The 19,310-nt window shown below is 33.9% G+C and carries 15 protein-coding genes; 9 read left to right on the top strand and 6 right to left on the bottom strand.

Annotated elements, in window-relative coordinates:
* The gene (locus EV201_RS10855; protein WP_130307583.1) at nucleotides 1-420 is read left to right on the top strand and encodes an SPOR domain-containing protein; all 420 of its coding nucleotides are present in this window, start codon (nucleotides 1-3) and stop codon (nucleotides 418-420) included.
* A gap of 57 nt (nucleotides 421-477) precedes the next feature.
* Here EV201_RS10855 and EV201_RS10860 read toward each other — a convergent pair whose 3' ends face one another.
* From EV201_RS10860 to asnS, 3 genes are all read right to left on the bottom strand, one after another.
* The gene (locus EV201_RS10860; protein ID WP_130307584.1) at nucleotides 478-1,080 is read right to left on the bottom strand and encodes a hypothetical protein; all 603 of its coding nucleotides are present in this window, start codon (nucleotides 1,078-1,080) and stop codon (nucleotides 478-480) included.
* Nucleotides 1,081-1,095: 15 nt separating this feature from the next.
* On the bottom strand, nucleotides 1,096-2,550 hold the full coding sequence (gene rpoN / locus EV201_RS10865) for an RNA polymerase factor sigma-54 (protein ID WP_130307585.1): 1,455 nt from the start codon (nucleotides 2,548-2,550) through the stop codon (nucleotides 1,096-1,098).
* Between the two features lie 209 nt (nucleotides 2,551-2,759).
* Nucleotides 2,760-4,205 (bottom strand): asparagine--tRNA ligase, encoded by a 1,446-nt coding sequence (gene asnS / locus EV201_RS10870; RefSeq protein ID WP_130307586.1) that lies wholly within the window; start codon nucleotides 4,203-4,205, stop codon nucleotides 2,760-2,762.
* 310 nt (nucleotides 4,206-4,515) lie between these two features.
* On the opposite strand from asnS, the gene EV201_RS10875 reads away from it, so the two are divergent.
* From EV201_RS10875 to EV201_RS10900, 6 genes are all read left to right on the top strand, one after another.
* Nucleotides 4,516-6,171, top strand: a complete 1,656-nt coding sequence (locus EV201_RS10875; protein WP_130307587.1) for an AMP-binding protein — start codon at nucleotides 4,516-4,518, stop codon at nucleotides 6,169-6,171.
* 950 nt (nucleotides 6,172-7,121) lie between these two features.
* The gene (locus EV201_RS10880) at nucleotides 7,122-7,502 is read left to right on the top strand and encodes a response regulator (protein WP_130307588.1); all 381 of its coding nucleotides are present in this window, start codon (nucleotides 7,122-7,124) and stop codon (nucleotides 7,500-7,502) included.
* A gap of 120 nt (nucleotides 7,503-7,622) precedes the next feature.
* Nucleotides 7,623-8,645, top strand: a complete 1,023-nt coding sequence (gene ruvB / locus EV201_RS10885; RefSeq protein ID WP_130307589.1) for a Holliday junction branch migration DNA helicase RuvB — start codon at nucleotides 7,623-7,625, stop codon at nucleotides 8,643-8,645.
* A 39-nt stretch (nucleotides 8,646-8,684) separates the two neighbouring features.
* Entirely contained in the window at nucleotides 8,685-9,020 is a 336-nt protein-coding gene (locus EV201_RS10890; protein WP_130307590.1) for a hypothetical protein, read from the top strand.
* A 330-nt stretch (nucleotides 9,021-9,350) separates the two neighbouring features.
* Nucleotides 9,351-10,400 (top strand): sensor histidine kinase, encoded by a 1,050-nt coding sequence (locus EV201_RS10895; protein WP_130307591.1) that lies wholly within the window; start codon nucleotides 9,351-9,353, stop codon nucleotides 10,398-10,400.
* A gap of 12 nt (nucleotides 10,401-10,412) precedes the next feature.
* Nucleotides 10,413-11,111 carry a response regulator transcription factor gene (locus EV201_RS10900; RefSeq protein ID WP_130307592.1) on the top strand — a complete coding sequence of 233 codons (699 nt, stop codon included), beginning with the start codon at nucleotides 10,413-10,415 and terminating at the stop codon, nucleotides 11,109-11,111.
* Between the two features lie 84 nt (nucleotides 11,112-11,195).
* Here EV201_RS10900 and EV201_RS10905 read toward each other — a convergent pair whose 3' ends face one another.
* Complete coding sequence (locus EV201_RS10905; RefSeq protein WP_130307593.1) at nucleotides 11,196-11,930, bottom strand: ComF family protein; 735 nt, start codon at nucleotides 11,928-11,930, stop codon at nucleotides 11,196-11,198.
* A 250-nt stretch (nucleotides 11,931-12,180) separates the two neighbouring features.
* On the opposite strand from EV201_RS10905, the gene EV201_RS10910 reads away from it, so the two are divergent.
* Nucleotides 12,181-12,999: a TonB family protein gene (locus tag EV201_RS10910; protein ID WP_130307594.1), complete on the top strand. Its 819-nt coding sequence runs from the start codon at nucleotides 12,181-12,183 to the stop codon at nucleotides 12,997-12,999.
* 198 nt (nucleotides 13,000-13,197) lie between these two features.
* Nucleotides 13,198-14,604, top strand: coding sequence for a glycoside hydrolase family 16 protein (locus EV201_RS10915; RefSeq protein WP_130307595.1), 1,407 nt, complete (start codon nucleotides 13,198-13,200; stop codon nucleotides 14,602-14,604).
* A gap of 73 nt (nucleotides 14,605-14,677) precedes the next feature.
* Here EV201_RS10915 and EV201_RS10920 read toward each other — a convergent pair whose 3' ends face one another.
* Both EV201_RS10920 and EV201_RS10925 read right to left on the bottom strand, forming a co-directional pair.
* The gene (locus tag EV201_RS10920; RefSeq protein WP_130307596.1) at nucleotides 14,678-18,103 is read right to left on the bottom strand and encodes an efflux RND transporter permease subunit; all 3,426 of its coding nucleotides are present in this window, start codon (nucleotides 18,101-18,103) and stop codon (nucleotides 14,678-14,680) included.
* A gap of 60 nt (nucleotides 18,104-18,163) precedes the next feature.
* Nucleotides 18,164-19,285, bottom strand: coding sequence for an efflux RND transporter periplasmic adaptor subunit (locus tag EV201_RS10925; RefSeq protein WP_130307597.1), 1,122 nt, complete (start codon nucleotides 19,283-19,285; stop codon nucleotides 18,164-18,166).
* Nucleotides 19,286-19,310: the final 25 nt, after the last annotated feature.

The raw sequence follows: 19,310 nt of genomic DNA on the forward strand, positions 1-19,310 counted from the left end.
ATGAAGTCGTTTGAATACAGCTTAATAATCCTTGTATTAATCCTATCAGCTTGTGGTGAAAAAAAACTAACCCGGCTAGATAAGACAAATACGATTGAGCTTACGGCAAATAGAGAAATCCCTAAAGCCCCGTCAACTGAGAGTCAACATTTATCAACAAATTTTTCGCTCTCTCATATACTCGAAAACAGAGCACTGTTCAATTACCATATTGTAGGCGGAAGTAGTAAAAAAAAGAATACAGCTTTAAATTTGAGTCAACAACTCTATAAAAAGGGATATCCCTGTAGAATTATTGAAACCAACGGACGCTATAGAGTTATCATACAATCTTTCGCAGATAAAAAAATAGCTGTTAAGGAGTTGAAAAGATTAAAGAAACTGAATCATAAACCCGATTTATGGATTCTTAAAAATTAAAAAAGAGCTCGATTGAGCTCTTTTTTTTATTTTCAAATTACCTGGTAAAAATCTCCTTTATTTATAAATGAATGTCAAAAAGACAACCGCAAATCCTAGAATAAACCCCACATAGATTTGGGTTGAAGTATGTCGATCTAATTTCAAACGAGAATAAGCCAACAGACCGGCAGCAAAAAGACTCATCATAAACATGGCTCTTAGCGAAGTTGAAAATCGAACAGAAAACGTAAAAATTAGCGCACACAGACCACCTATTCCGGCCATATGCAAGCTGATCTTCCACCAATAGGACGTGATCAACAGAAGCACTAAACTAAAGATTCCTGCAAGCTGTAAGCGTGCAAAAATATTACTCCCCGGTAATTTTGATAATAAATAAAATCCTAAGGAATAAGATAAAACTGCCAGAGCCAAAGGAATCATTCGATCTTTTCGTTCACTTAAATCATAACTACTGATCAGAGAATAAGATTTGAGCAAAGGCAAACAACTTATTGGCAAAAGTACAGTCGTAATAAACACAATCAGATAAATTGCCTTAACCAGAGTAAAGGGTGTAAAATCGAGAAAGGTGTGAGAATGAAAAATTAAATATAGGGCATATAAGGGCATAAGCATAGGATGGGCAAGCCCCGATATAATTCTGGATAGATTCATGTTCAAAGATTGAGTTTAGAGTTCTTTTCTTAGTCGAGCCACTGGAATATTAAGTTGTTCGCGATATTTGGCCACAGTTCTTCGGGCAATCATATATGATTTTTCTTTTAGTATGGCTGCTAATTTATCATCTGTTAATGGCTTTTTCTTGTCTTCGTTATCGACACACTCCTTTAATATATTCTTAATTTCTCGGGTTGAAACCTCTTCCCCGGTATCGGTCTGAAGGCCTTCGGAGAAAAAATATTTTAAGGGAAAAATACCAAAATGAGTTTGTATGTATTTGGAATTGGAAACACGGGAAATAGTCGAAATATCCAAAGAGGTTAACTCCGAGATATCCTTCAGGATCATGGGTTTCAATTTCTTTTCATCCCCTTCGATAAAATAATCCCTTTGAAAATCAATAATAGCCTTCATACTCAGCATCAAAGTGTTCTGACGCTGACGAATGGCATCAATAAACCATTTAGCAGAATCAAGCTTCTGCTTAACAAACATCACAGCATCTTTCTGCTCCCTTGATTGATTGTCCTTATTCTTGGAGTAATCTTCAATCATATCCACATAAGAACGACTGATATGCAAATCAGGAACATTGCGTGAATTAAGACTTAGATTCAATTCACCATCCTCTTCTTCAAGAATAAAATCAGGGATAATAGTTGGAGATGGTTTTGACATAGGGTTTACAAAAGCTCCTCCTGGCTTTGGATTAAGTTTGAGTATTTCGTCCACAGCACACTTAAAATCTTCGTCACTCAAATTTAAACGCTTCTGTATTTTGTCGTAATGCTTGCGTGTGAATTCATCAAAATATTTCTTCAGAATTTGATGAGCCAGCTTTACATCAGGATTATGCGAACCCTTACGCTTTATTTGCAAAATGAGACATTCCTGCAAATCACGAGCTCCAATACCGGCAGGATCAAAATCCTGAATAATATGCAAAAGCTCTACCAATTCTTCAAAAGTTGTATGTATGCCTGTAGAGAAAGCTAAATCGTCAACAATACTATCAATGTCACGACGTAAATAACCATCCTCATCGATATTACCTATCAGATATTCAGCCAAAGCCGCTTTTTCAGGCGATAGAATTCGTAAGCCCAATTGTGAAATTAACTGCTCATGAAAAGTGGTTCCTCCCGAAAAAGGAATATCCTCATGCTTATCATCCTTAGAGTAATTTTGAGCGGCTAATTTGTATGAAGGTGTGTCATCGTCTTCAATATAATCTTCAAGAGAGAATTCTTCCTGATCTTTATCTTTTATCTCATTTTCTTCTTCCTGATAATCTTCTTGAACGTTCTCTTCACTACCGCCTTCATCCAAAACCGGATTCTCTTCCAGTTCTTTCTTTATCCGTTCCTCAAGCTGTAAAGTTGGCAGCTCAAGAAGTTTGATCACCTGTATTTGTTGAGGTGATAATTTTTGTAATAATTTTTGTTGTAGGCTCTGCTTAAGCATATATGTATTTAACTATTAGTCAGATTATAGAATACTTTAACTTAGGATTTAACAATACAAATATCAAACCACAATAGGTAAAAGAATAAAATAAAGGTAAATATACATGCAGAATGACTGAATAAAAAGTCTTTTAACAGAAAATTTCAGACACAAAAAAAGCCGATTCAAAAATGAATCGACTTTCTGATATTATTAAAGCTTAATTATTAAAATTCAGCATTTTTAGGTGTACGTGGAAAAGGAATCACGTCACGGATATTACCCATACCTGTAACAAACAACATCATTCTTTCGAATCCTAATCCGAAACCAGAGTGTGTGGCTGACCCAAAACGACGCGTATCAATATACCAGTCCATTTCTTCAGCAGGAACATCCATTTCCTTCATACGAGTCAAAAGCTTATCTAAATCTTCCTCACGTTGTGAGCCCCCCACAATTTCACCAATTCCAGGGAATAAAATATCCATAGCACCTACAGTTTTTCCATCATCATTTTGCTTCATATAAAAAGCTTTAATGTCCTTAGGATAGTCTGTTAAAATAACTGGTTTTTCAAATTTCTTCTCAACCAAATATCTTTCATGCTCCGATTGAAGATCAGCTCCCCATCCTTCAATCAGGTACTGAAATTTCTTCTTTTTATTAGGCTTAGAATTACGTAGAATATCAATCGCCTCAGTATAAGTCAAACGGACAAAATCGTTCTCTAATACAAAACGTAACTTCTCTATCAGTTCCATCGACTTCTCATCAGCTTTCTTCCCTTTCTCTTCTTCTTGTAAACGCTTACTTAAGAACTCCAGATCGCTCATGCAATTATCCAGGGCATATTTAATCAAATATTTAAGGAATTCTTCGGCCAAATCCATATTGTCCTTTAGATCATAGAAAGCCATTTCTGGTTCAATCATCCAAAACTCAGCAAGGTGACGAGTTGTATTTGAATTCTCTGCACGGAAAGTTGGTCCGAAAGTGTAAATCTCGCCAAGAGCCATAGCACCTAACTCGCCTTCTAATTGCCCTGAAACAGTTAGATTGGTTTCTTTACCAAAGAAATCTTCTTTATAATTAATACTTCCATCCTCGTTTAAAGGTGGGTTTTTAGGATCAAGTGTTGATACTCTAAACATTTCACCTGCACCCTCGGCATCAGAACCGGTAATTAGTGGGGTGTGCATGTAATAGAATCCTTTTTTATTGAAAAACTCATGCACAGCAAAAGCCATAGCATGACGAATACGAAAGACTGCTGAAAAGGTATTGGTACGAAAACGTAAATGAGCCTTTTCTCTAAGAAATTCCAAAGAGTGCTTTTTAGGCTGTAATGGGTATTTCTCAGGATCAGCAACTCCTAAAACTTCAATTTCAGTTGCTTCAAGTTCAACATTTTGACCACTACCTGTTGATTCAATCAATTTACCATTAACAGAAATAGCAGCTCCTGTTGTGATTTTCTTCAACAAATCCTCATTAAAATTAGGAACATCAACAACGATCTGAAGATTATTAATAGTAGAACCATCATTTAAAGCAACAAAATTGATTTGCTTATTACCACGTTTGGTTCTTACCCATCCTTTCACATTTACTTCACTTCCAAAATCTTTTGAAAGCAATAGCTCTTTAATCTTGATTCTTTTTAGTTCCATTTTATTATGACTTAATGAGATTAATTAATCGATTTTTATTGAAAAACCGATTACAAGGCTACAAAAATATAAAAATGCATTCAATTAAGCTTAGTTACACGGAATTAAATAAGAAAAAGCTTAGAATATATTGGATCTGTAACAAAAGTTGAAATCGTAAATTAGAGATAAATATCACTAAAAAAAGGAATCGACTAAGTCACTGATATAATGACATTAAGTTTGCACATCACAAAATTGCATAAGCTTGATTTACTATTTTTTATTCAGAATAGTATCTTTAGAGGTTTACATCAACATGACAAATTCTATGATTCAAAATAAATTAATTCATTCGATACAGGATAGTATTCAAAATAACTGGGATTCTCCAGCCTTTACCAATTACCAAAAAGATAGCCTGAGTTTCAAAGAAGTGGCTCAACATATACAATGGCTTCATATCCTATACAAAGAATTGGGAATTAAAAAAGGGGATAAAATTGCATTAATTGGTCGGAACTTAAACAATTGGGCAGTGACCTATTTAGCAACGATTACTTATGGTGCAACCATTGTTCCTATTCTTCCCGATTTCAATTCAAGTGACATACATCATATCATCAACCATTCTGAGGCTTCACTCCTTTTTACCACCGAGAATATTTTCAATAAAATTGATGATTCTAAAATTAAAAAGATAAAAGGGATTCTTTCTCTAAACGACTTTAGTCTACTTTGCACTTCTTGTAATAAGTTGAAAAAAGTACTCAAAATTGCCAATGAGAAATCAGAAAAAACACCTCTGAATAAATTGGAATTAAACTATGCCAATCCTAAGGAAGATGATATTGCTGTTTTATCATACACATCCGGAACTTCAGGATTTTCAAAAGGAGTTATGCTAAGCTATAAATGTCTGCATTCAAATGTGAAAATTGGTTTCGATCATATCGATTTAAGACCCCAGGATAAAGTCGTATCCTTTCTACCACTTGCTCACGTTTTTGGTTGCATGTTCGAATTCCTAACCGAATTTTGTTGTGGTTGCCATGTGATTTTTCTCTCACGGGTTCCAACTCCTCAACTCATCACAAAAGCTTTTCAGGAAGTTAAACCCCGACTGATTTGTTTGGTACCGCTTATCATGGAGAAAATCTATAAAAAACGCATTTTACCCGCTTTGGAAAGTCGACGTGTGAAGCTTATGATGAAGATTCCTCTTTTAGAAAAGAAAGTGTATAAAAAAATTAGAAATTCATTAATCGAGACATTCGGAGGTGAATTTATTGAGGTTATTATTGGTGGAGCTGCTTTAGGAAAAGAGGTAGAAGATTTTCTAAAAAAAATAGAATTCCCTTTTACGGTTGGTTATGGTATGACCGAATGTGGTCCACTTATAAGCTATAGTCCAAGTGCACATTTTCAAGCCCATTCCTGTGGACAGGTCGTCGATAGAATGCAAGTGCGAATTGACTCACCAGATCCATACAATATTGTTGGCGAAATTCAAGTGAAAGGCGATAATGTCATGTCCGGTTATTATAAAAACAAGGATGCAACATCAGAAGCTTTTACTAAAGATACCTGGTTAAGAACAGGCGACTTGGGTGTCATTGATGAGAATAATGTCATCTACATTAAAGGTCGGTCTAAAAATATGCTTCTTGGCCCATCGGGGCAAAATATCTACCCCGAAGAAATTGAATCTCGTCTGAATAATTTACCCTTTATTCAGGAATCCATTGTTACTGATGATAAAGATCACAAACTGATTGCTCTGGTTTATCCCGATTATGAAGTGTGCGATGCAGAAGGCTTAACCAGGGAAGAAATAGAACAAGCTTTTGAAACTGATCGAAAAATTCTGAATAAGGATTTACCAGCCTTTATGAATGTCTCTCGTATTATTTTATTTCCTCAGGAGTTCGAAAAAACTCCAAAACGAAATATAAAACGCTTCCTTTATACCGAAATGTATCACTAGAATTTCGTTGAAAAACACAGAAAGCAACTACAACAGTAGTTGCTTTTTTTATGCCCAATAGTCGTGATATTTCTCCTTATTAAAGGAAGATAAAATTGGATAATAAAACCCTAAAAAGAGATTCCAATAATGAAAAAGATTAAAAAAAATGTCACCTAAAATGCAACCTTTTTATTTAAAACAAGTATAAGTCACCATAAACCTTATTAGAATTATACCCCAATATATGGTTAGTATTAAAGTTTATAGAGAACACTAAGTACAGTTTTTATTTTTCATGCAATAGATTACATATAATTCTAATAAGCAGATATTTACAACAGTTTTTAAAGAAATCAACAGTTTTGTTCACATATCGTTAACAGACTGTTGATTTTTTCTTATTAAATATTCGAAATAAATCTTTGGATATCTAATAGGACAATTTGTATGAGAAAAATTTTCCTTCCAAACAATTTTACTTTTAAGTACTGAAAATGCAACTTCCAACAGTTTATCAACAATCTGTTAATAGGAAAAACAAACTTAATTTTCAAAAACTAACTTTATCAACAGATTGTTAATATCACCCATAAAAGTCTATTATTCAAAAGCCCTAAATTAACAACCTATGTTAATAGCCTGTTATTAGACTTCCAACACTCAAAAATCCTATAAAATCTGTTTTCAATTACCAACATTATTAACAGGATATTATAATCATTATATTTTTTAGAAAAATTAAAAGAAAAGATAATAATATAATAAGTGTTGATAAGAGGAAAAGAATGGTGGATAAATGGAAAATCACAAAATGGGCTAAGATTATATTTTTTGTGAAAATTGAATAAAAAAAGAGTCTTGAAAATTCGAGTATATTTGCCCACAAACTAAATTGAAAGTTGGAAAAGAATAATTTATATTGGTGAATTTATTATCTTGCATGAATCTATTCTAAACTGAACAAAAGAATGAGCTGGGAAAATAGAAACTTTAAATTACTATTGGTTGAAGACAACAAATTGAATCAAATTGTTGTGAAGTTTAGTTTAAAGCGATTTGGATATGATATTGTGACGGCCAATAATGGAATTGAAGCTATAGAAGAATTCAAGAATAACGAATTTGATTTTATTCTGATGGATGTCATGATGCCTGAGATGGATGGTTTAGAAGCCACAAAACATATTCGTCAGTTAGAAAATGGACACGAAATTCCAATTATAGCTCTTACAGCTGACGTGATTACTGCAACTGCTAACAAATGCCGCGATAGTGGTATGACAGCTCATATGTCAAAGCCTTTTGAAGTTGAGAAACTTTTTGAGATTCTGGAAAGTTTAAATCTTTGAAAATCGAATTGACTTGTATTTTTTATCTCATTTGTCGTTTTTATTAGATGAATGAGACTATTTTTGTGCTTTACAATGGAGATATTGTGAAGCAAGAAAAACAGTTTTAAGACAGCAAAAATGGATAATGACTTCGATTTTAGAAATCAGGAGGTAAAGGATAAAGAGGTCGATATCGATCAGAAATTAAGACCTTTACGTTTTGAAGATTTTAGTGGACAAAAAAAGATCGTTGAGAATCTTGACATTTTTGTGAAAGCTGCAAAGATGCGAGAAGAAGCTCTGGATCATGTTTTGCTTCATGGACCTCCGGGACTTGGAAAAACAACTTTATCCAATATTCTAGCCAACGAATTGGGTGTAGGTATTAAAATTACATCTGGTCCCGTACTTGATAAACCTGGTGACCTCGCAGGACTTTTAACCAATCTTGATGAGAACGATGTTCTTTTCATCGACGAGATACACCGTTTAAGCCCCATAGTTGAAGAATATTTGTATTCTGCCATGGAGGACTTCAGAATAGATATTGTGATCGATAAGGGGCCTGCAGCGCGTTCGATTCAATTGGAGTTAAATCCGTTTACACTGATTGGTGCGACCACACGTTCTGGTTTGTTAACTTCACCTCTTCGTGCTCGTTTTGGGATCAACTCTCACTTAGAGTATTACGATCTGTCTATCCTGACTCAAATTGTTAAAAGATCGGCTAAAATACTCGATATTGAAATTACTCATGAAGCCGCTGGTGAAATTGCATCCCGATCAAGAGGAACACCTCGAATTGTGAATGCACTTCTTCGTCGGGTAAGAGATTTTGCCCAGGTTAAAGGTAATGGATCTATTGACCTTGAGATTACAAAATATTCACTTGAAGCCTTGAATATCGATAAACACGGTTTAGATGAAATGGATAATCGAATTCTGACAACCATTATCGATAAATTTAAAGGAGGCCCTGTTGGGATTTCGACGATTGCGACTGCGGTGAGTGAAGATAGTGGAACCATAGAGGAAGTTTATGAACCGTTTTTAATTAAAGAGGGCTTCATAAAACGAACACCAAGAGGACGTGAAGTAACCGCTTTGGCCTATTCGCATTTGGGAAAAAGTCGTTTCGATGATTCGAATACACTTTTTTAAAAAATATCAATAATACAATACATAATTATAAAATTTTAGATGTCTAAAATACGATCAATACTCTATACTTTATCAACTATTTTAATAATTGTTGGTGCACTTTTTATTTTGCAAGATGATGTTTATGGCCTGCTTATTTTAGGTTTGGGATTGATCTTAAATATTGTGCACAGAACTTTAAATTTGGATAGCACTAAAATTCGTTTTTTTCAATTTTCAGAACTTCTAAAGCTTGGAAGTGTTTTGTTTATGATTATTGCTTGTTTGAGTTTTGTATTAGAACTGGAACAAAAATTCAATCTTTTAATTGTATCTATTTTGATAGATTTATTGGTTAATATGAAAGAAATTTCGTTTAAAAGACAAGCAAAGTAGTGCAAGTATCTTCTTCGTTTTATTAAACGAATATTTTAAAATATTTAAATGGGAGTGAAGTCAGTTAAACTGATTATTACTCCCATTTTTTTTATCCTTTATTGAACTCGTTTATTCGCCTAAAGATTAACTCACTTTTTTAATAAATAAGTTTTAACTTAGGTTGTGATTTTTTATACCCCTATTAAGTACTTGAAATCATTAAATCTTAACTATTAATTAATATTACAAATAGATTTGCTCACGTATTAATTTGAATATTTGTGAAAGAAACAATTCTTAACATTATCTTTATTTTATATTGATATAAAACCGAAGTAAGACTCATTTATGCAAATCATATCTTCCAAAAAAGTTAATTTATTAATCACCCTCTCCAGTGCGATTATCATCCTGACCGAATTTATGCTTTATACCTATATTGAAGATAAAGCTTTCGTTTTATTCACAAGTTTGGTTCTGTTATCCACTTTCATGTTTGTGATGTCGCGTTATCTGATTCGTCGTTTTTTATATTCTAAAATTCGGATGCTTTACAAAACGATTCACGATACTCAGTTTATCGATAGGGAATTTGTTGATAAGGTAAAACATATCGACATTTTAGAAGAAGCAGAAAAGGAAGTTAGAGAATGGAGCGAGGGACGTGGATCGCTTTTGATGCAAATGAAGCGCCAGGAAGAGTATCGAAAAGAATTTATAGGGAATGTTTCTCATGAATTAAAGACACCAATTTTTAATATTCAAGGCTATATTTTAACGCTGCTTGATGGGGGATTGGAAGATGAAAATATCAATCGATCTTATCTTGAACGAACCGAGAAAAGTATCAATAGAATGATTGGGATTGTTAAGGATTTGGAATCGATATCGAAGCTTGAATATGGCGAATTAAAACTTTTACCGGAACGATTCAATATTATAGAAACGATAAATGAGGTGGTTGAAATGCAGGAAATGCGAGCTCAAAAGCATGATATAAAAATTATCTTTCCTCAATCTCATTCAATTCCAAAATATGTTGAAGCAGATAAAAAAGAAATTTTTCAGGCTTTGGTCAACCTTGTTGTTAATTCAATTAAATATGGAAAACAAGGTGGTAAAACTCATATCGAAGTCATGGATATGGACAAAAAATTATTAATCGAAGTCAGAGATAATGGGATTGGGATAGAGAAAGACAATCTTCCCCGAATATTTGAACGTTTTTATCGGGTTGATAAGAGCAGATCGAGAAATATGGGTGGATCCGGCTTGGGCTTGGCTATCGTCAAACATATTATCGATGCACATGAGCAAAGTATAAATGTGAGTAGTACCTATGGTGAAGGAACAAGTTTCACATTTACGCTTGATAAGGCAATAAATACTAAAGCTTAGAAAATTATTGATATGGAAAATAGCGAATATAAAATTTTACTGGTCGATGACGAACCCGATATTTTAGAATTCTTAAGTTATAATTTAAAAAAGGAAAAATTTCAGGTCGAAACGGCTAATAATGGGATTGAAGGAATCGAAGTGGCTAAAAAATTTCAACCCCACTTGATTATATTAGATGTGATGATGCCAGAAATGGATGGTATTGAAACGTGTGATAAGTTGAGAGAAATGCCCGAATTTTCAGATGTACTGATTACTTTTTTAACAGCCCGAAGCGAGGATTATTCTCAAATTGCTGGTTTTGATGCCGGCGCTGATGACTACATAAGCAAGCCGATAAAACCGAAAGTTTTGATCTCACGTGTTAAGGCTATGTTGAAACGTGCCAATCGATCAACCAATAAAGCTGAGGAGAATGAAAGCACATTGATTCAAATTGGACCCATTACTATTGATAAGGAACGTTATTTGGTAATAAAGGGTGATGAAGAATTGTCTTTACCAAGAAAAGAGTTTGAACTCTTATTATTACTATCCTCACGCCCTCAAAGAGTTTTTACTCGAGACGAAATTTACAATGGCGTGTGGGGTGAAAATATTGTTGTTGGAGATAGAACCATTGATGTTCATATTAGAAAATTGCGAGAGAAATTGGGTGATAATTTGATCAAGACCGTAAAAGGTGTTGGTTATAAATTTATCGATTAGAGATCGTATTTTTAGATATATTTTCGAAGCTTAATTTATATGGAGACTGAAATATAAATTAAGCTTTTTATGTATTAATTCGGATTAAGCTTGTGCCAAACAGGCAATGCTCACTTTAATACCATCAACTTCCAACAATTTTTGAGCACAGGATTCAAGAGTTGCTCCTGTTGTCACGACATCATCAACTAATAAAACATGTTTGTTGTTTAAAACGTCCTTTGTTTTTACGGCAAATACATTTTTAACGTTGAGCCAGCGTTCAATTTTATTTTTTTTGGTTTGAGATTCTGAATGTACATTTCTGATTAGAACATCGACAATTAATTTCGATTTCATGGCTTCAGCAATACCTTTCGCAATCATTTCTGACTGGTTATAAGTTCTCGCCTTTTTCTTTTTGGGATGAAGTGGGACGGGAATAACGGCGTCGATACATCTGTAATCCGAAGAATTCATCAAAGTATTGCCCAAATGTTTCCCTAATTCAATACCAATTTCTGCTTGTCGATTGTATTTAAGTTTGTGTATGAGTTTTTGATAACGACTCCCCTTATTAAAAGTAAAATATGCTGTTGCATTTTCTATTTTAACTCTTCCTAAAAAAATGTCAGAAATGGGGTTTTCTTTTTGAAAGTGAAAATTGGTTTTGGGTAGTTGAAAAAGACAGGAGGTACAAATAACCTTTTCGTTTTTGAATAAATAATTGCCACAAGCTGCACAGGTTAATGGGAAAAAAAGATTTAGAAAATCCCACCAAAGACTTCTTAGAAAGAAACTCAATGAGTTCCATTTTTTATAGCGTGTTTTAGGAGGCATATGAAATAAGTTGCTAATAAAAAGTATTTAATAGACTTATAATCAGATGTAATTTAATAATAATAGACTAGATAAAAAAAATAACTTTTTTGTATCTGGCTGATATTTATGTTTTTGCTCAAATAAATCTTATCATATTGGTGGTGTTCAATCTTATAAAAGGGAAAGAATATCATTTTCATCAGAATTGCCTATTCCAACTAATCTTGATAGCTTTGTTTGGTTTTAAATTTTAATCAGAATAGAATCTGTGATTAAGGCAAAAAAAAATAGAGAAGTAGAATACAGAACGAATATGAGTGCTTGGGAAGAGTTGAAGGACTACTTAAAACGCAACCGATTTGGTTTAATGGGAACCTTGGCTTTTCACATGGTTTTACTTATTCTTTTATTGTTGTTTAAACTCAATTCACCTTTACATTTTGTTGAGACTGAAATTTTGTTGGCTATTCCGGATGATATTATTGAACAAATCGAACAGGAAAATAATAGGGAAGAGGAAGAAAAAATCGAGAAACAAAAAGAAAAAGTTTCGACCAGTGTTGATGAGTTGCTAAAATCTATTGCCGTTAATCAGGATTTAAAAACGGAAAACAGAAATGCACCAACGGCCAATGATCTTGATAAAATGATTGACGATATCAAACAAGAATTAGAAAGTTATGAGTCCAATGATTATGGTGCAGCAAAAAAAGATTTGGAAGCGTTTAAGCGCGATAGTGCAAATTTGGCTAACGAACGTAAGAAGCAACTTGAAACCGATTCCATTAAAAATATAGAATACTCAGGTCCAAGCAGTGTTTTTTATAGTTTGAAAGGGCGACATAAATTAAAATTGCCCATACCAGTTTATAAATGTGAAGAATCGGGTCGGGTTCGTGTTGAAATAACAGTCAATCGCGAAGGCAAGGTTATAAAAGCTAAGGTGCTTGAAAAGGAATCAGACACCAGAGACGAAAATTTATATGAAGCTGCCTTAAATGCGGCTTATCGATCTCGCTTTAATCTTGATAATTCAAGCCCTGTTAGACAAGTGGGAAGTATTACTTTTAATTTTGTTCGTCAATAATTTTAAATTTAGACAATCTTTTTCACTATACAACTCTTATTGAATCTCATTGATTATCTGTATGTAAGATTGAGTTTTGAAATGTATTGTATTAAACGGATAATTTTTCGTCAAAATAAACTCCGAACAATTAAAGCTGGATTTTATTAGAAATGATTAAATTCGAAGTTCTAATTAAATCTCAAACACTTAAAAAAAATGGCTTTATTCCTTGCATCAAAACTTCGAAAAGCAGCTAATACTTCATTACTCGAAGAGAGAAAGAATCAGCTTTTGAACGATCATCAAGAATTTATTGCCTTTGAACAATCAGAGGATTTACAGAATTTTATTGAACTTGAAAAAGTGATTAATTCTGATGATTTTAAGCAAACCAGAAAACAAATTGAAGCTAAAACTTACAAGGGAAGTGAACTTGAAAGGAAAGAAAAAAAGCTAAAGAAAATTCTAAATTCTAAACCTTATAAGACTTACTTAACGGTTGTAGAAGGATCTGAAATTTCGAAGTTTGAAAAGATGAAAGAATCTGACGAGCTTGTGAAATATATGGAATTGCAAGCAGATGTCAATTCCGGAAAACTGACTAAAAAGAGTGATAATGAAAATTGGCTACTTTATAAGAAGCTGAAAAGCTCATCTGAAATTCGTGCTTATTTTAAATTTAAGCATTCAAAAAAACACAAAATCTATTTGGAGGTTTCCAATTCGAATTTACTTCAGGAGATTGAAACGTTAAAGACGGAAGTGTCTTCGGAGGAATTCATCTCTGAAAAAAATTATTTATTGGATAAAAAGCGATTCGAAAAGTCTGAAGCTTTTAATCAACTGATCACCTACAAGGAATTGAGTGAAGCTGAATCGTTCAAAAAATATTTCAAACTAGTCAAGAAAAATGATTTTGATCAGATTAAGGAATGGAAGTTAACTTTTTCTGAAGATTTTGAGGGGACTGAGTTGGATAAGGAAAAATGGATAACCCGTTATTATTGGGGCGACGTTTTGATGAATGATAACTATGCCTTACCGAATGATTCTCATATTTTTTCGGATAAGAATATTAAAATATCAAATTCCGTAGCTCGACTTGAAACCCGAAAAGAAAAAGCCCAAGGTAAAGTTTGGGATAAACAATTTGGTTTTATTCCGACCGAATTTGATTATACATCTGCTTTAATCAGTACAGGGAAGTCTTTCCGACAAAAGTATGGTCTTTTTGAAGCTAAAATTAAAGTGAGTGATATTAAAAATGTGATGCATTCGTTTTGGATGCTTTCAGACAGAAATTTACCACATATTGATATTGCCAGAACGAGTAGCTGTGGTAAATTAATTCCATCTCATATTAATGGGAGTGAAGAAAAACCTGTTGTAAGTAAGTCAAAGGTGAATGGGCTGGATTGGACCCATGATTTTTTCATCTATTCTTTGGAGTGGGCTCCAAATAAATTGGTTTGGAGAATAAATGACGTGATTGTGAAAACAGAAACTGAAAATATTCCACAGGAACCCATGTATTTGATTTTAAGTTCAGGTGTTTCAAATCCAAAATCAGATGTGAATGCTGTTATGGAAATTGATTGGGTTAAGTGTTACGAAAAAGTTTAACAACTAATATATAGAATAAAAATGCCCCTGATTCAATTGAATCAGGGGCATTTTTGTATACTAAAATGGCTTATTATTTTTTCTTCTTTTCTGCAAATCGGTAAAGTCTGTGTTCAACTTGAGTTGAAATTCTAAACATGACCGGTGCAATAACCAATGTTAAGAAAGTTGCTACAGTCAGACCAAAAATAACAGTCCACGACATCGGACCCCAGAATGCAGTACTATCGCTACCGAATGACAACTGAGGATCGAATCTACTGAATAGAGTTAAGAAATTGAAGTTCATTCCAACAGCTAGAGGTAATAAACCCAGTACGGTTGTAATCGCCGTTAGCAATACAGGACGTAAACGTGTTTTCCCAGCTTTGGCAATACAGTCAATTTCTTGCTGAGCGCTTAGGTATTTTTTACCTTTTAAGTCGGTATTTGCTTTCTTCTCTTTTCTGAGCAAGTCAATATAATCAACCAATACAATACCATTGTTAACCACAATTCCCGCCAGTGAAATAATACCAATTCCTGTCATTAAAATAACGAATGGCATTTGGAAAGTACCTAATCCAAGGAAAACTCCAATAGTACTAAATAATACCGTTATCATGATAATAAGTGGCTTTACAGCGGAGTTAAACTGAGTTACTAGAATAAGCGTAATTAAAGCCAGAGCAATCATTAATGCTTCAGCTAAGAAATTCTGTGTTTCTTCTTGTTCTTCCTGTTCTCCGGTAAGCTTAAAGCTATATCCTTTGGGCATGTTATAGTCTGCCATTATCTCTCTAATACGAGCATTAATAACATTGGCATTAAACCCTTCAACTACATTTGAATAAATGGTTACAACCCTTTTATTATCGATTCGGTTGATTCGTTCGTATGTTGATCCATAGGTGTATGATGCAACAGATGAAATAGGAATTTGGATGAATTTATTATTCACCGGGCTCATCATCGAAATCTTCTGATTCATCAGAGCCGGTACATCGTATCGGTATTCATCGCTCAATCGTAACATGATATCAAATTCATCTTCTCCATCTTTGAATTTTGAAACTTCCAAACCATATAAAGAGTTACGAAGTGCGCTCGCAACCTGACTGGTTGATAAGCCAAATCGACGAACCTTATCCCTGTCGATATTGATCAACATTTCAGGTTTTCCCTGATCCAAATCTAATTTCAATTCTTCAACACCTGGAATCTTATCCGCATCAAGCATTTCTTTGATGTTATTTGAAATGGTTAATAACTCTTCAAAATTATCACCAGAAATTTCCAAGTTGATAGGATGACCAACCGGAGGTCCATTTTCATCTTTCTCAACAAATATTTTAGCACCAATAAATCCTTTCAGATTTTTTGAAATTAACTTCATAATTTCAGATGTACTGTGGCCTTTTCGATCTTTATATTCAACAAAAGAAATTGTTGTTAAAGATTTGTTCGCTGCACGAGCTGATTCAAACATACCGCCTTTTCCAGAACCAACATTGGTCGCTATAGAACGGATAATATCCTGATATGGTTCTAAGGTTTTATTAATAATGTTTTCGACCCTTACAGAAACTTCGTCTGTTTTATGAATATCGGTTCCCAAGGGTAGTTCCATAGTGACATAAACTGATTTTGGATCATTATCAGGGAAGAAAACAACAGTTGGATTGCTTCCAAAATAGAAAGATATTGCACCAATCATCAACATAAATGTAGCAAAGAAGAAAAGAAGTGGACGGTACCCTTTTAAGGCAAAACGTAAAGTTTTCTCATACAGATCTTCTAGCGTAACTAACATTTTCAATTGAAACCATCTTGCAAATGGTCTTAATGCAAGTAAGTTGATAAGCATGATTAAAGCGATGCAGGCTAAAATATTAGCCATAAAATAGCTTGCTGCAATATAAAAGGGGATAGAAATTGCGATAAAAATCGACGCAATTGTAATCACTCTTTTGTACTTCAATTTAGATTTGATATCATCTATTTTGACAAAAGTTGCCGTAAATACAGGATTAAGGATTAGAGCAACAAATAGCGATGAAGTCAAAACTATAATTAGTGTAATGGGCAGATATTTCATAAATTCTCCCATAATACCACCCCACATGAGTAAGGGGAAAAAGGCTGCTACTGTAGTTGCCGTTGATGAAATAATTGGTCCGGCAATTTCGCTTACACCTTTTTTTGTTGCTTCAAGAGGGGATAGGCCCTCTTCGTGGAGTCGATAAACATTCTCGACGACCACAATGGCATTATCCACCAACATACCCAGAGCCAAAATCAGAGAAAAAAGAATCATCTGATTAATGGTATAGCCCATTTGACTCAGTACGATGAACGAAATAAACATGGACATAGGAATTGCCAGTCCCGAGAATAAAGCATTTCTTAATCCCATAAATAAGTAGAGAATAAGAACGACTAATATCATACCCATGATAATTGAATTCTCAAGATCACTAATCATCCCCCTAACATCTTCTGAAGTATCATTTGTAACCGTAACTTTTAAGCCTTCCGGTAAAAAGCCACTTTCTTTTAGCTCATTGATGATTTTATAAATTTGATCGGTAGCTGCTAAAAGGTTTTCTCCTGATTTTTTACTCAATGAAAGAGAGACTACAGGATTATTTTCCAAACGGGAAATGGAGGAAAGTTCTTCATACCCATCAACAACCTCGGCTACATCTTTCAAATAAACAACTTTGTTGTTTGTTACTTTAACAATCGTATTTTTAATCTGCTCCATAGATGTATAGTCAGCAGATGTACGGATACTTCTTCGTGTATTATCCGTAATTAAGGTACCGGCACTCATGGTGATATTTTCGTCGCCAATAGCGGTTTCGATATCTTTAAATGAAATCCCATTGGCTTCCATCTTGTGCAGATCAGCATTAATTTTAATCTCACGCTCATCAATTCCCTTAATATCAGCTTCTGACACTTCAGGTAAAGACTCAAATTTATCCTGCAGTTCTTCAGCAAAATGTTTTAAGTCATCCAAGCCGTAATCGCCGGATAAGTTAACGTTGAGAATTGGAAAATCGGCCATATCAATATCCTCTACAACAGGATCGTTTGGCAAATCATCCGGCAGTTCACTAAGTGCTTTATCAACCTTATCTTTGGTGTCTTGTAGAGCTTGTTTAACTTCAATATCCGTGTTAAACTCTACAATAATTAAACTCATGTCTTCGAAAGAGGCAGAGGATAATTTTTTAACATTTTTCAGAGATTTGAGCTCTTTTTCTATAGGTCGTGTCACCAGATTTTCAATATCGACAGGTGAGTTGCCCGGGTAAAGAGTTGAAATGGAAATATTTGGAATAACCACCTCAGGGAACAATTCCCTTGGCATGCCTACGTATGAAAACAAGCCATACAAACTTAATAGAACTGTCAGAATAAAAATAGAATTCTTGTTCTTTAAGGCCGCGAAGGTTGGTTTAAACTGCCTTTGCTTATTTTCGGCAGCCGTGTTTTTAGTATTATCGTTCATCTTTATATAATTAAGATCCGATAGAATCGGGATAAAGTTCTATGATTTGAAATACACTGATTATTTAATCTTGATAATGGTACCGTTAACAACTTGTGAGAAGCCTTCGGTAATGATTAAATCACCCAATTTAAGTCCTGTATCAATCATAGAGAGGTTGTTGTAAGTCTTAGAAACAGTAACATATACTTTTTTCGCAATCATTTTTTTATCTTGTTTTTCAGCGATGTACAAATAGTTTCCTTCAAAATCTTTTTTAATGATAATAGAGGGGACCACAATGGCTTCATCCTGAACAAAATCGCGAATTTTAATGATTGAAATCAGGTTGGGTTTGATTATTTGACCTGGATTTTTAATATTGACACGAACCTTAAAACTTCTGTTGGCAGGGTCTATAACATTCGATGTTCGGTAAATTGGTGCAGTTGTTTGGTAATTAATCGCTGGAAAATCTAAGTCCGCATTTTCCCCCGCTTTAATCGCTGATAAATAGGTTTCAGAAACATCACCTTCTACATATACACGATTGATATTCACCAGTTGAGCAAGTGGACTGTTTGGACCTGCCATTTCGCCTTTTTTCTGATAAATTTCGTCGATAATACCATCAAATGGAGCACGAACGATAGCTAAATCCTTTTGAGACTCTAAAGCATTCAATCTGCTTTTTTGAGCTTCCAAGTTTGATTTTGCAGTCAAAAATTCCACTTCAGATCCAATTTTCTGATTCCACAAACGCTCTTGTCTATCGAACAAAGTTTTGCTTAAAGCCAACTGAGTCTTTAGTTCATCAATATCGTTTTGAAGTTTCGAAAAATTAAGTTGTGCGATAATATCACCTTTTTTCACATATTGTCCTTCTTTCACATCTATTGAAATAATATTTCCCGATGCTTCAGGCTGTATTGTAATGTTCTTATCGGCTTCAACATTTCCTGTGATTTGAATAAAATGTTCAAATTTCGAAACATTCAATTTTTCCACTTTAACATTAAGAGCGATTTCCTTTTGGGTTCCTTTATTCACTTCTGATTCGAGTTTCGAAATTTTCTCTTTCAAATCCTTCAGCTCAGTTTTGTATTCTTTTAATTGTTCAGTTTTCTCTTTTTTATCGTCGGCATTTTTTGCTGAACATGCAAATAATAATGGAATGATACCTGCTATAATAAATTTTTTCATCGTCTTCTATTTGTTAAATCAGTAT

Origin of the sequence: Ancylomarina subtilis, assembly GCF_004217115.1 — a bacterium.
In the GTDB taxonomy this organism is placed as follows: Bacteria; Bacteroidota; Bacteroidia; order Bacteroidales; family Marinifilaceae; genus Ancylomarina; species Ancylomarina subtilis.